The sequence below is a fragment of the Lentzea aerocolonigenes genome, assembly GCF_000974445.1.
GTDB classification, from domain to species: domain Bacteria; phylum Actinomycetota; class Actinomycetes; order Mycobacteriales; family Pseudonocardiaceae; genus Lentzea; species Lentzea aerocolonigenes.
In genome coordinates this window covers 130,872-143,235 of sequence record NZ_BBOJ01000021.1, presented here as the reverse complement: position 1 = coordinate 143,235, position 12,364 = coordinate 130,872, and the positions used below count along the sequence as shown (strand labels likewise).

Genomic DNA, 12,364 nt, shown 5'->3' with positions numbered 1-12,364 from the left:
ACACTGCGCCCTGCTAACACGATTTAGCAACCGGCGGACAGGCGCCGGTCGGCGAAGTGGATCCGAGGAGGCGCAATGCCGCGTCGCACCAGTCACCGCGGAAGTCTGGCCGGTGCCGCCTTACTGGCAGCCGCTCTGCTGGCAGCCTGTGGCGGACCCGGCGGCACCGGTGTGCAGTCGACGGACACGGGCGCGGCCCTGACCGAGAAACCGACCTGTGGCACGCAACCGGTCACGCTGCGCGCGTACTTCGAGACGGGCTTCCCGTTGCCCAAGGCGCTGAGCGACGAGTTCTCCAAGCAGTTCCCCAACGTCAAGTGGGACATCCGCGAGGACCAGTTCGCGGTGATCACGCAGAACGCGCCGCGCGTGCTGGCGGACGACCCGCCGGACCTGATGCGCCTGCCGCAGGTCTCCGAGCTCGTGAAGAACAACCTGCTGAAGAACCTCGACGGATACGCCGGAGTGTTCGGCTGGGACAAGTGGCCGGCGTCCCAGCTGGAACAGCTGCGCATGAAGCCCGGCGGCGGCGCGCGCGGTGAGGGCTCGCTGTTCGCGATGGGACTGAACTTCAGCGTCACCGGCGTCTTCTACAACAAGACCCTCGCCGAGCGGGTCGGCATGACGGCGGCGCCCACCACGCTCGCGGAGTTCGACGGCGTGCTCGCGAAGGCCCAGCAGGCCGGCGTCACCCCGATCACCGTGTTCAACGGCGGCGCCACCGGCGGGCTCGCGTTCCCGCTGCAGAACCTCATGGCGGCCTACGGCGACCCGAAGCCGGTCAACGACTGGATCTACCAGAAGCCCGGCGCCACGATCGACACCCCGTCGAACGTCAAGGCGGCCGGGCACCTGCAGGGCTGGATCAAGTCGGGCTACTTCGCCAAGGACGCCAACGCGATGGACTACGCCAAGATGATGAGCGAGTTCCTGGCGGGCAACGGGTTGTTCATGTTCAACGGTGACTGGGAGTCCGGGAACCTCGACAAGAAGATGCCGGGCGAGGTGGGCTTCTTCCCGTTGCCCGCGGAGAAGGGCGGCAAGGTGGCGGCGATGTCGGCGCCGCTCACGTTCGGCATCGGCGCCAAGGCGAAGAACGCCGACTGCGCCGCGGTCTTCCTGGACTGGGTGGCGACGAACGAGACCGCGCGCCGGATCGCGGTGGAGGTCGGCGGTTCGCACCCGATGGGAGCGGCCGACGCGAAGATGCCCGCGGTGGCTCAGGGCACGGTGACCGCGGAGACGCTGGCCGCCGGCGAACGGATCTCGAAGGACAACGGCGCCATGGACTTCATCGCCAACGCCACCGGCGCGATCTACGCCAAGAGCTGGACTCCGCAGCTGCAGAAGCTGTTCGCCGGGGAGCAGAGCCCTGAGGGGCTGCTCAAGGCGGTGCAGAGCGACTACCAGACCCAGGTCGGGAGCTGAACCGCCGATGACGCAGCGGATGGCCGGTGGCGTTCTCACGCCGCCGGCCGCACGTTCCGAAGTTCTGACGAAAACCGCGAAGCCGCGCGTGCGGCGGCGCGGGAAGGCGTGGGTCGCGTGGCTCTTCGTGGCCCCCGCGATCACGGCCTACGCGCTGTTCGTCCTGCTGCCGATGGGGCGGACGGTGCAGTACTCGTTCTACGAGTGGGACGGCATCGGCGCTTCCCCGTGGGTGGGTTTCGACAACTACGTCAAGGTGTTCACCGACCCCGAGCTGTCGGGCACGATCGTCAACGCCTTCGAGCTGATCGTGTTCTTCAGCGGCGTGCCGGTGCTGCTGGGCCTCGCGATCGCCGCCACGATCCGGCGCATCGCCACCAGCCGGCTCGCCGCCGTCGCGCGGACGGTCCTGTTCATCCCGCAGGTGATCCCGCTGGTCGCCGCCGGTATCGCGTGGAGCTGGCTGCTGTCGGGCAACGGCCTGGTCAACCAGGTGCTGTCCGCGGTCGGGCTCGGCGGCGTGACCAGGGCGTGGCTCGGCGACTTCGGCACGGCGCTGCCCGCGGTCGGCGTGATCGGCGCGTGGGTGCTGCTGGGCCTGTGCACGCTGCTGCTCCTGGCGGGGATGAGCAAGATCGACCCGGCGCTGTACGAGGCCGCGCGCATCGACGGCGCCGGACCGTTGCGCGAGTTCTTCTCGATCACCGTGCCGAGTCTGCGGCAGGAGATCGGCGTCTGCGTCACGGTCACGGTCATCGCGGCGCTGGCGAGTTTCGACATCGTCTACATCGCCACGCAGGGCGGTCCGGGGAACACGACGATGGTGCCCGGCCTGGAGATCTACTACCAGGCGTTCGTCGAACGGCAGGTCGGCGTGGCCTCGGCTCTCGCGGTGGTGCTCGTCGTACTGGTGCTCGTGTGTGTGCTGCCGATCCAGCGGCTCACGAAGGAGGAGTCGTGATCGTCGGACGTCGTGAAGCGTGGCTGGGGCGGGTGTTCCTCGTCCTGCTGATGGTGATGACCGTCCTGCCGCTGGTGAGCCTCTTCGTCACCGCGCTGCACCCCTCCGGCACGTACCCGACCGGGCTGGAGTGGCCGAGCGAGCCGCGGTGGGACAACTTCGCGACCGCGTTCCAGGCGGCGCACATGGGTGAGCTGCTCCAGTCGAGCACGCTCATCGTGCTCGGCGTGGTGCCGCTGTCGCTGCTGCTGGCGACGATGGCGGGTTTCGCGATCGGTCAGCTGAGGATGAAGGGGCACCGCTGGGTGTTCCTGATGTTCGTGCTCGGCCTGACGCTGCCGTACGAAGGCGTCATCACGCCGTTGTACTACCAGATCCGGGACCTCGGCCTGCTGAACTCCCGGTGGGCGATCATCCTGCCGCTCATCGCGTTGTTCATGCCCTTCGGCGTGTTCTGGATGCGCGCCCACTTCGTCACGATGCCCGGTGACATCTCCGAAGCGGCCCAGATCGACGGCGCCAACTCGTGGCAGCAGTTCTGGCGCATCCACGTGCCGCTGGCGATGCCGGCCATCTCCTCGCTGGCGATCCTGCAGTTCCTGTGGACCTGGAACCAGTTCCTGCTCGCGATCGTCCTCGTCGGCGACCCCCGCAAGCGCACCATGGCCGGTGCGCTCGGCGCCTTCCAGGGCCAGTGGGGCACCGACATCCCGTTGCTGTGCGCGGGATCGCTGCTCGTGCTCGCACCCGTCCTCGTTCTTTTCCTGATCTTCCAGCGCCGCTTCACCTCGGCGCTGCTGCAGGGTTCTCTGAAGGGCTGATCCGCTGACCGACATCCAGACCACGCGGTGGACGAGACGGCACCTCGACCGGCTCGTCCCCGACGGGGCCACCACGGCGCCGATCATCACCGCCGCCCCGAAAGCACTGCCGCAGCACGACGTCTGGGACAGCTGGCCGATCCAGGAAGAGGACGGTTCGGTGTGCCTCGCCGACGGCGCCGAGCTGTGGATGGCACTGGCAGCTCCCGTCGCCGGACATCCGGAGGAACGCCACGACCGTGCGCGGATCCGGTTGCTGGCGAGGAAGGGCGACGAGTGGCACGACCTCGGCGACGCCTTCGCCGACGGCGCGTCACCGGGGAGCCGCGAGTGGTCGGGGTCTGCCGTGCGCAGGGCCGACGGCACGGTGTCGGTCTTCTACACCGGAGCCGGTGTGCGCGGTGAGGCCACGCCGACGTTCCACCAGCGGGTCGTCCTGACGCGGCCGCGGCTCACCGTCGACGGAGAGGTAGCGCTCGACCGGGGTTCCGCGCACCGGGTCGCCCTGCGCGGGCAGGACCCCTACCTGCCGGCGGACGAGGTCGAGGGCGGCGCCGGCCGCATCCAGGCCTTCCGCGACCCCGGCTGGTTCCGCGATCCGGCGGACGGACGCGAGTACCTGCTCATCGCGGCCTCGATCCCGTGGGGTGACGACTACACCGGCGCCATCGCGCTCGCCGACGTGACCGCGCAGGAGTGGACGCTCCTGCCGCCGTTGGTGGTCTCGGAGGGCGTGAACCACGAGATCGAACGGCCGCACGTGGTCGTGCACGACGGCCGGTACTACCTCTTCTTCTGCACCACGAGCCGGACCTTCCACCCGGCCGGTCTCGCGCCGACCGGGCTCTACGGGTTCGTCGCGCCCGCGCTGACGGGCCCGTACCGGCCGCTCAACGGCTCCGGCCTGGTGATCGCGAACCCGGCGGAGCAGCCGGAGCAGGCCTACGCCTGGCTCGTGCTGCCCGATCTCAGCGTCGAGAGCTTCGTGAACTACCTGGCGCCCGACGGGGAAGGCGCGCGGCTCGCCGACCCCGTGACGGCGCGGGCGCGGTTCGGCGGCACCGTCGCGCCCACCCTCCACCTGACGCTGAAGGAGGACACCACCGCTCTGGCCTGCTGACGGTCGAGGGGCGAGACGTCCAGCCACCGGTCCCGGTGCACCACCGGGCCGGTGGCTTTTTCATGCGAACGGATCAAGCGGTTGCACAACTGTTTTCGTTGTCGAAGCACGCTCCAGCTACTGTTTGAGTGTCGAGTGGCCGGTTTTGCTACGAAAAACTTGACTTGGGGCGGATGTTGGCCAATGATTCGGCAACCACAGGACGAGTGACCCCAGACACAGCGGAAGGGCGCGCCATGACCCGAACCGTCCCCACGGACGACACCAGCGCTCCGTTACCGGAGGGGCAGCTCAAACGCGGTGTGCTCGGCACCGGAGGCCTGGTCTTCATGGTCGTGGCGGCCGCGGCCCCGCTCACCGTGATGGCCGGTGTCGCACCGCTCGGCCTCATGATCGGCGGCGTCGGAGCACCGCTCGCCTACCTGGCCGCCGGAGCGGTGCTGGTGATCTTCGCGGTCGCGTTCACCCGCATGACCAAGCACGTCCGCGGCGGGGGCGCGTTCTACGCCTACATCGCCAAAGGGCTCGGCAGCGGCTGGGGGCTCGCGGCCGCGCTGCTGGCGCTGGTCTCGTACAACACCCTGCAGATCGGGGTCTACGGCCTGTTCGCCGCGCAGACCAGGGCGACGCTCGCCGACCTGTTCGGGGTGACCGTGCCGTGGCCGGTCATCGCGTTCATCGCGCTCGGACTGGTGCTCGTCATCGCCTGGCTGGGCATCGACGTCGGCGCGAAGGTCCTCGGCGTCCTGCTGGTGCTCGAGTCCGCGATCCTGCTGCTGATGGCGATCGGCGTGTTCACGCACGGCGGTGCGTCCGGTGTGGACGGTGCGTCGTTCACCCCCGCCGCGGCCTTCACGCCGGGCATGGGTGGTGTGCTGGCGTTCGCCTTCGCGGCGTTCATGGGCTTCGAGTCGACTGCGCTGTACCGCAGGGAGGCCCGCGACCCGGAACGCACCATTCCCCGCGCGACCTACTTCGCCGTCGGGTTCATGGCGGTGTTCTACTGCTTCATCGTCTGGTCCGTGGTGATCGGGTTCGGCAGCGACAAGGTCGTCGGCGCCGCCACCGAGAACCTCCCCGGCCTGTTCTTCGCGGCGACCGAGACCTACGTCGGGCCGTGGGCGGCCACGCTGATGCGCCTCCTCGTGATCTCCAGCGTCTACGCGTCGCAGATCGCGTTCCACAACGCGATCACCCGCTACACCCACGCACTGTCCGAGGACGGCGTGCTGCCCGCGTGGATCGGCAAGGTGCACCCGCGCTTCGGGTCTCCGTACCGTGCGAGCGTCGTGCAGACGGTTCTCGCGGTGGTCGTGATCGGCGGGTTCGCGTTCGCCGGCGCCGACCCCGTCACGGGTCTCCTGCTGTGGGTCAACACTCCGGGTGTCGTCGGCATCGTGGTGCTGCAGGCGCTGACCGCGATCTCCTGCGCGGTCTACTTCCTGCGGCGCAACAAGGCGGCGAGCACACCGGCGGCGCTGACCGCCGCGATCGTGTCCACCGTGCTGCTGGCCGGGGCGACCTACGTCCTGATCGACAACGTCGCGCTGCTCACCAACGCACCGGCGAGCGTCAACGTCGTGCTCGTCGGCATCGTCCCGGTGACCCTGCTCGCCGGTTGGGTGTTCGCGATCTGGCTGCGCGGCCGGCGTCCCGAGACCTACGCGCGTGTCGGCATGGGCGCGGATCAGGAGGCCGCCGCGTGAAAGCGGACCTCGTCCTGTGCGCCGACACCGTCCACACGGTGCACACGCTGACCGTCGGTGCCCGCCCGGTGGAGGCGGTCGCGGTGAGCGGCGGAGTGATCAGCGCGGTCGGCAGCAGGCGTGACGTGCGGGACTGGCGCGGTCCGGGCACCGAGGTGGTCGACCTCGGCCGGGCCGTGCTGACCCCCGGCCTGGTCGACGGTCACTTCCATCCGGTGGCCGGGTTGAGCCTGACCGCCGACGTCGACCTGTCCCAGGTCCGTCACCCGGACCAGGCGTGCCGCCTGCTCGCCGAAGCGGCCGCGTCCCGTCCACCCGACGCCTGGGTGCAGGGGTGGGGACTCGACCCGAACGTGTTCGGCGGCAGGCCGTTGACCGGGGCGCTGATCGACGACGCGGTGGGCGGCAGGCCCGCGTTCGTCCGCTTCTTCGACGCGCACTCGGCGTTGGTGACACCGGCCGCGCTGCGCATCGCCGGGATCGACGGCCCCAGGGAGTTCGACCAGCGCTCGACCGTGGTCTGCGACCAGACCGGGCGCCCCACCGGGCTGCTGCACGAGTCGGCGGCGATGCAGCTGGTGCTCGACCACGTGCCGGTGGAGCCGGTCGCGGCCCGCGCCGCCCGGTTGCACGTGCTGCTGCGCGAGATGGCCGCCACCGGCCTCACCGCCGGCCACGTCATGGACCTGCTCGGAGACAGCGAGGAGGTCCTCACCGCGGCCGAGGAACTGGGCGACCTGCCGCTGCGGCTGCGGTTCGCGCCCTGGTGCGATCCCGGTGTCGACGCCGACGGCATCTCTTCCTTGATCGGGTTGCAGGGCCGCGGTGGCCGCCGCTGGCAGGTCGCCGCGGTCAAGTTCATGCTCGACGGCACGATCGACAACGGCACGGCCTGGCTGGAGGCGCCCGACGCGCTGGGGGAGTCGACGGAGAGCCTCTGGCCCGACGTCGACGCCTACACCCACGCCCTGCGCGAGCTCGCCGCGGCCGGTGTCCCGACCGCCACGCACGCCATCGGTGACGCGGCCGTGCGCCACGTCCTGGACGCGCTCGACGGGCTCGCCCGCACGGCCTCCGTGCCGCACCGCGTCGAGCACGTCGAGACGTTGCCGGGCAACCTGATCGACAGGTTCCGCCGCCAGGGAGTGGTGGCGAGCATGCAACCCACGCACTGCAGCCACTTCACCAGAGCGGACCAGACCGACAACTGGTCGGTGCGCCTCGGCACGCACCGGGCCGACCGCGCCTGGCGGTGCCGCGACCTGCGCGACGCCGGCGTGCCGGTGGTGCTCGGTTCGGACTGGCCGGTGGCCCCGTTCGACGCCCGCCACGGCCTGGCCGAGGCGATGACGCGCAGGCCGGCACTGGAACCGGAGGTGCCGCCGGTGGGCCCGACCCAGGGCCTCACCGCCCGCATGGCGCTGGAGGGCTACACCTCGCACGCCGCGCTGGCCGCGGGCGAACCCGGTGGCGGGCGGATCGCGATCGGCGGGCGGGCGGACTTCACCGCGTTCACCGTCGACCCGTTGCGGGCCGATCCGGACGAGCTGGCGGAGGCGCCGATCGCGCTGACCGTGGTCGGTGGCGTGATCGTGCACCGCGCGGCGGACGCACCGGAGTCGGCGTTGGTCCGCTGACCGTGGTGGCCGGCGCGCCGGGCCGGCCTTGATCGGTTGGCTGTGGTGGCCGACGCGCCGGAGTCCGTTCATCGACTGCGGTGGCCGACCCGCGGGGCGCGCCCGGGTCGGCTTTGGTCGGTTGACCCGCCGCGGGCCGCACCGGAGTCAGTCCGAGCCTGCTGACTCCGGTGCCGGTCGATCCGAGAGCAGCGGCCGCGACGGGTCCCACCGCGTGCCCTCCGTGGCGTCACGCCGGCGGCGCGCAATCGCCGACAACGCCTCCAGCACCACGCGGTTCGCCAGCGCCGCCGTGATGTCGGCGTGGTCGTAGGGAGGGCTCACCTCGACGACGTCCATGCCGACGACGGGCAGCTCCAGGCAGATCCGGCGGACCGAGTCGAGCAGCTGCCGCGCGGAGAGCCCGCCCGGCTCGGGGGTTCCGGTGCCGGGGGCGTGGCCGGGGTCGCACACGTCGATGTCGACGGACAGGAAGACGCCCTCGCACTCGTCGGTGGCGATGCCGAACGCCTCCGTGAGGCACGCTTCCAGGCCGCGGTGGCCGATCTCGGTCATCTCGTAGGACCGCATGCGTTGCGCGGCCATCCAGTCCAATGTCGACGGTGGGGGCCAGTAGCCGCGCAACCCGATCTGCAGGAACCGGTCTCCGCGCAACGCACCCGACTCGATGAGCCTGCGCATCGGCTGGCCGTGTCCCCACAGCGACCCGAACTCGATGTCGCCGGTGTCGGCGTGCGCGTCGAAGTGGAGCATGGAGATCCGGCCGTGCCCGACGACGTTGGCGATGCCCTTGGCGTCGGCGAAGGCGATCGAGTGGTCGCCGCCGAGGACGACCGGGATCGCGCCGGACCGCGTCACGGTCTCGACCGCCCTCTCCAGCGCGGACAGGGCGGTCGTGATGTCGCCGGAGTACATCTCCACGTCTCCGGCGTCGAGCACGCGCAGGTCGCGCAGCCCGTCGGTGCGCAGCGCGAGGCTGGGGCGCGAGCCGTCGTGGGGGAGGTAGTCGGTGGTGCGGATGGCCTGCGGGCCGAAGCGGGTGCCGGGACGGTGGGAGGTGCCGCCGTCGAAGGGCGCGCCGAGGACGACGACGTCCGCCCCGGCGAAGGACTCCGGTTCGTCGAGGCTGCACCGCTCGACGCCCAGGAACGTGACGTCCGGCCCGAACTGGGCGCCGTAGCGGCTCATGCGTCTCTCCTGTCAGGACTCGATGTTGGCCATGACGTGCTTCACGCGGGTGTACTCCTCGAACCCGTACAGCGAAAGGTCCTTGCCGTAGCCGGACTTCTTGAAACCACCGTGCGGCATCTCGGCGACGAGCGGGATGTGCGCGTTGATCCACACGCAGCCGAAGTCCAGTCGCTTGCTCATCCGCATGGCGCGCCCGAAGTCGCGGGTCCACACGCTCGACGCGAGGCCGTAGTCGACGCCGTTGGCCCAGGCGACGGCCTGGTCGTCGTCGGTGAACCGCTGCACGGTGATGACCGGGCCGAAGATCTCCCGCTGCACCATCTCGTCGTCCTGCCGCAGCCCGGTCACGACGGTGGGCTCGACGAAGAACCCCCTGTCGCCCTGGCGCCGGCCGCCCGCGGTGATCTCGGCGTGGGCGGGCGCGCGGTCGAGGAACCCGGTGACGTGGGCGAGCTGCCGCGCGTTGTTGACCGGCGGCACGAGCGCGTCCGGGTCCTCCGCGCCCTTCTCGTAGGTCGTGGTCGTGCGCCTGGCCTGCTCGGTGAGCGCGGCCACGAAGTCGTCGTGGACGCCCGGCCCGGCGAGCACACGGGTCGCGGCGGTGCAGTCCTGGCCCGCGTTGAAGTAGCCCGCCGTGGCGATCGCCGCGGCCGCGGCCTCGACGTCCGCGTCGTCGAACACCACCACCGGTGCCTTGCCGCCGAGCTCGAGGTGCACCCGCTTGAGGTCGCGGGCCGCCGAGGTGGCCACGGCACTGCCCGCGCGCACCGAGCCGGTGATCGCGACGAGCTGCGGGATCTCGTGCTCGACCAGCGCCTGTCCGGTCTCCGGGCCGCCGCACACGACGTTGAACACCCCGGCGGGCAGGGCCTCGGCCGCGAGCTCGGCGAGACGGATCGTGGTCACCGGGGTCGTGTCCGACGGCTTGAGCACGATCGTGTTGCCGGCCGCGAGCGCCGGGGCGATCTTCCAGACCGCCATCAGCAGCGGGTAGTTCCACGGCGTGACCTGACCGACGACGCCGATCGGTTCGCGCCGCACGAAGCTGGTGTGGCCGGGCAGGTACTCGGCGGCGGCCTTGCCCTCGAGCACCCGCGCGGCACCCGCGAAGAACCGGAGGTGGTCCACGGCGGCGGGCAGCTCCTCGCTCGCGGTGAGCCCAAGAGGCTTGCCCGTGTTGCGGCTTTCGGCCCGCACGAGCTCGTCGGCGTGCTCCTCCACCAGGTCGGCGAAGGCCAGCAACGCCCGTTGCCGTTGTGCGGGCGTCACGTCGCGCCACGTCTCGAACGCCGCGGCGGCGGTCCGGCAGGCGTGGTCGACGTCCTCGGCGCCGGAGACCGGCGTGCTCCCGAACACCTCACCGCTCGCAGGGTCGACCAGGTCCTCACGCCGGCCCTCGACCGTGCCGACGTGCTCACCGCCGACGAAGTTGCGCAGTTCCAGCCTGTCGCTCACGGTGCTTCTCCTCAGTCGACGGGTGCTTGGACGACGGATTCAGTGGTAGATGCGCCTTCAAGCTACCGGAACCGCAGGAGGATTGCGATGGTGCGCTCAAGTGATCGCGGATGGTCATACTGGGCGCGTGAAGAGGACGAGCCCCGCGGACGACCGCAACCAGCTGATCATCGACGACGTCTCGAAGGCGATCATCGAGCAGCTCCAGGAGGACGGCCGCCGGCCGTACGCCGCGATCGGCAAGGCGGTGGGCCTGTCCGAGGCCGCCGTGCGCCAGCGGGTGCAGCGGCTGTCGGACGCCGGGGTCATCCAGATCGTCGCGGTCACCGATCCGTTGCAGGTCGGGATGTTCCGCCAGGCGCTCGTCGCGGTCAACGTGCAGGGCCCCATCGAGCCCGTGGCCGACGCGCTCGCCGAGATCGACGAGGTCGCCTACGTCGTGGTCTGCGCCGGTCGCTTCGACGTGCTGTGCGAGGTCGTGTGCGAGGACGACAACGCGCTGCTCGAACTGATCTCGCACCGCGTGCGCACGTTGCCGGGGGTGGCGGACACCGAGTTGCTCGTCTACCTCTCGCTGCGCAAGCAGTCCTACCAGTGGGGCACTCGCTGACTGCGGATTTCGTCGCTCTGGACCGTTCTGGCTACTGATTCGCTTGCCATCGCACGTTACGTGTGCGATAAACGTAGGCATGCCGCTTGACAATCTCTGGTTGCACTTCACGCGCCACGCCGACGCCGACGACCACGCCGTGCCCGTCATCGCGCGTGGTGAAGGCGCGTACGTCTGGGACACCGAGGGCAGGCGGTACCTCGACGGACTCGCCGGCCTGTTCACGGTCCAGGTCGGCCACGGCCGCGAGGAGCTCGCCGAAGCCGCCGCCCGGCAGACGCGCGAGCTCGCCTACTTCCCGCTGTGGTCGGCCGCGCATCCGCGGGCGATCGAGCTGGCCGAGCGTCTCGTCGCCGAGGCGCCGGGCGATCTCAACCGGGTCTTCTTCACCGTCAGCGGCGGCGAGTCCGTCGAAACGGCGTGGAAGCTCGCCAAGAACTACTTCAAGCTCACCGGCAAGCCGACGAAGCACAAGGTGATCAGCCGGTCGCTCGCGTACCACGGCACGTCGCAGGGCGCCCTGTCGATCACCGGCCTGCCCGCGCTGAAGAAGGACTTCGAACCGCTGGTGCCCAGCACGATCCGGGTGCCCAACACGAACTTCTACCGCGCACCGGAGCACGCCGACGACTACGAGGCGTTCGGCAGGTGGGCCGCGGACCAGATCGAGCAGGCCATCCTGTTCGAGGGCGCGGACACCGTGGCCGCCGTGTTCCTCGAACCGGTGCAGAACACCGGCGGCTGCTTCCCTCCGCCGCCCGGCTACTTCCAGCGGGTCCGCGAGATCTGCGACCGGCACGACGTGCTGCTGGTGTCGGACGAGGTGGTCTGCGCGATCGGCCGCCTCGGCCACACCTTCGGCGCTCAGCGCTACGGCTACCAGCCCGACATGATCACCACTGCCAAGGGGCTCACGTCCGGCTACGCCCCGCTCGGCGCGGTGCTGATCGACGAGCGGCTCATGGAGCCGTTCCGCAAGGACGGCACGGTGTTCATGCACGGCTCGACCTACGGCGGCCACCCCGTGTCGTGCGCGGTGGCGCTGGCGAACCTCGACCTGATCGAGCGCGATGGCATCTACGAGCACGTCCTGTCCAATGAGGACGCTTTCAAGTCCACTCTGGACAAGCTGCGGGACCTGCCGATCGTCGGTGACGTCCGCGGCACGGGGTTCTTCTACGGCATCGAACTGGTCAAGGACCGGGAAGCCAAGACGAGCTTCACCGCGGAGGAGTCCGAGCGAATCCTCAAGGGGTACGTGTCGACGACGTTGTTCGACAACGGTTTGTACTGCCGTGCCGACGACCGCGCCGAACCCGTCGTCCAGCTGTCGCCGCCGTTGATCTGCGAGCAGTCCCACTTCGACGAGATGGAGCAGATCATCCGCCACGCCCTGGAAGGCGCCTGGAAACTGATCTAGCGATGAACGGCGCAT

At 70.2% G+C, this 12,364-nt stretch carries 10 protein-coding genes; 8 read left to right on the top strand and 2 right to left on the bottom strand.

Annotated elements, in window-relative coordinates:
* Positions 1–75 precede the first annotated feature (75 nt).
* The 6 genes from AOM45_RS35635 (at position 76) to AOM45_RS35610 (ending at position 7,673) form a co-directional block, all read left to right on the top strand.
* The gene (locus AOM45_RS35635) at positions 76–1,428 is read left to right on the top strand and encodes an ABC transporter substrate-binding protein (RefSeq protein ID WP_030468532.1); all 1,353 of its coding nucleotides are present in this window, start codon (positions 76–78) and stop codon (positions 1,426–1,428) included.
* Between the two features lie 7 nt (positions 1,429–1,435).
* Complete coding sequence (locus tag AOM45_RS35630; RefSeq protein WP_236703945.1) at positions 1,436–2,389, top strand: carbohydrate ABC transporter permease; 954 nt, start codon at positions 1,436–1,438, stop codon at positions 2,387–2,389.
* Positions 2,386–3,210 (top strand): carbohydrate ABC transporter permease, encoded by an 825-nt coding sequence (locus AOM45_RS35625; protein ID WP_030468530.1) that lies wholly within the window; start codon positions 2,386–2,388, stop codon positions 3,208–3,210. Before AOM45_RS35630 ends, AOM45_RS35625 begins: the two co-directional genes overlap by 4 nt.
* 4 nt (positions 3,211–3,214) lie before the next feature.
* Positions 3,215–4,330 (top strand): glycoside hydrolase family 68 protein, encoded by a 1,116-nt coding sequence (locus AOM45_RS35620; protein ID WP_301314207.1) that lies wholly within the window; start codon positions 3,215–3,217, stop codon positions 4,328–4,330.
* A 236-nt stretch (positions 4,331–4,566) separates the two neighbouring features.
* Complete coding sequence (locus AOM45_RS35615; protein ID WP_030468528.1) at positions 4,567–6,036, top strand: APC family permease; 1,470 nt, start codon at positions 4,567–4,569, stop codon at positions 6,034–6,036.
* Positions 6,033–7,673, top strand: a complete 1,641-nt coding sequence (locus AOM45_RS35610) for an amidohydrolase (protein ID WP_030468527.1) — start codon at positions 6,033–6,035, stop codon at positions 7,671–7,673. The genes AOM45_RS35615 and AOM45_RS35610 overlap by 4 nt, the downstream gene beginning before the upstream one ends.
* A 147-nt stretch (positions 7,674–7,820) precedes the next feature.
* Here the strand turns inward: AOM45_RS35610 and AOM45_RS35605 are convergent, their stop codons facing one another.
* Both AOM45_RS35605 and AOM45_RS35600 read right to left on the bottom strand, forming a co-directional pair.
* The gene (locus AOM45_RS35605) at positions 7,821–8,861 is read right to left on the bottom strand and encodes an agmatinase family protein (RefSeq protein ID WP_030468526.1); all 1,041 of its coding nucleotides are present in this window, start codon (positions 8,859–8,861) and stop codon (positions 7,821–7,823) included.
* A gap of 12 nt (positions 8,862–8,873) precedes the next feature.
* Entirely contained in the window at positions 8,874–10,319 is a 1,446-nt protein-coding gene (locus tag AOM45_RS35600; protein WP_030468525.1) for an aminobutyraldehyde dehydrogenase, read from the bottom strand.
* Between the two features lie 127 nt (positions 10,320–10,446).
* Here AOM45_RS35600 and AOM45_RS35595 point away from each other — a divergent pair, with 127 nt between their 5' ends.
* Together AOM45_RS35595 and AOM45_RS35590 are read left to right on the top strand one after the other, a co-directional pair.
* Positions 10,447–10,929, top strand: a complete 483-nt coding sequence (locus tag AOM45_RS35595; RefSeq protein ID WP_030468524.1) for an Lrp/AsnC family transcriptional regulator — start codon at positions 10,447–10,449, stop codon at positions 10,927–10,929.
* 79 nt (positions 10,930–11,008) lie between these two features.
* Complete coding sequence (locus AOM45_RS35590) at positions 11,009–12,349, top strand: aspartate aminotransferase family protein (protein ID WP_030468523.1); 1,341 nt, start codon at positions 11,009–11,011, stop codon at positions 12,347–12,349.
* Positions 12,350–12,364 lie beyond the last annotated feature (15 nt).

Excerpts from the sequence above, each read along its gene's own strand:
- AOM45_RS35605 (WP_030468526.1), bottom strand. The coding sequence starts at position 8,861 with ATGAGCCGCTACGGCGCCCAGTTCGGGCCGGACGTCACGTTCCTGGGC.
- AOM45_RS35635 (WP_030468532.1), top strand. The coding sequence starts at position 76 with ATGCCGCGTCGCACCAGTCACCGCGGAAGTCTGGCCGGTGCCGCCTTA.
- AOM45_RS35615 (WP_030468528.1), top strand. The coding sequence starts at position 4,567 with ATGACCCGAACCGTCCCCACGGACGACACCAGCGCTCCGTTACCGGAG.
- AOM45_RS35630 (WP_236703945.1), top strand. The coding sequence starts at position 1,436 with ATGACGCAGCGGATGGCCGGTGGCGTTCTCACGCCGCCGGCCGCACGT.
- AOM45_RS35590 (WP_030468523.1), top strand. The coding sequence starts at position 11,009 with ATGCCGCTTGACAATCTCTGGTTGCACTTCACGCGCCACGCCGACGCC.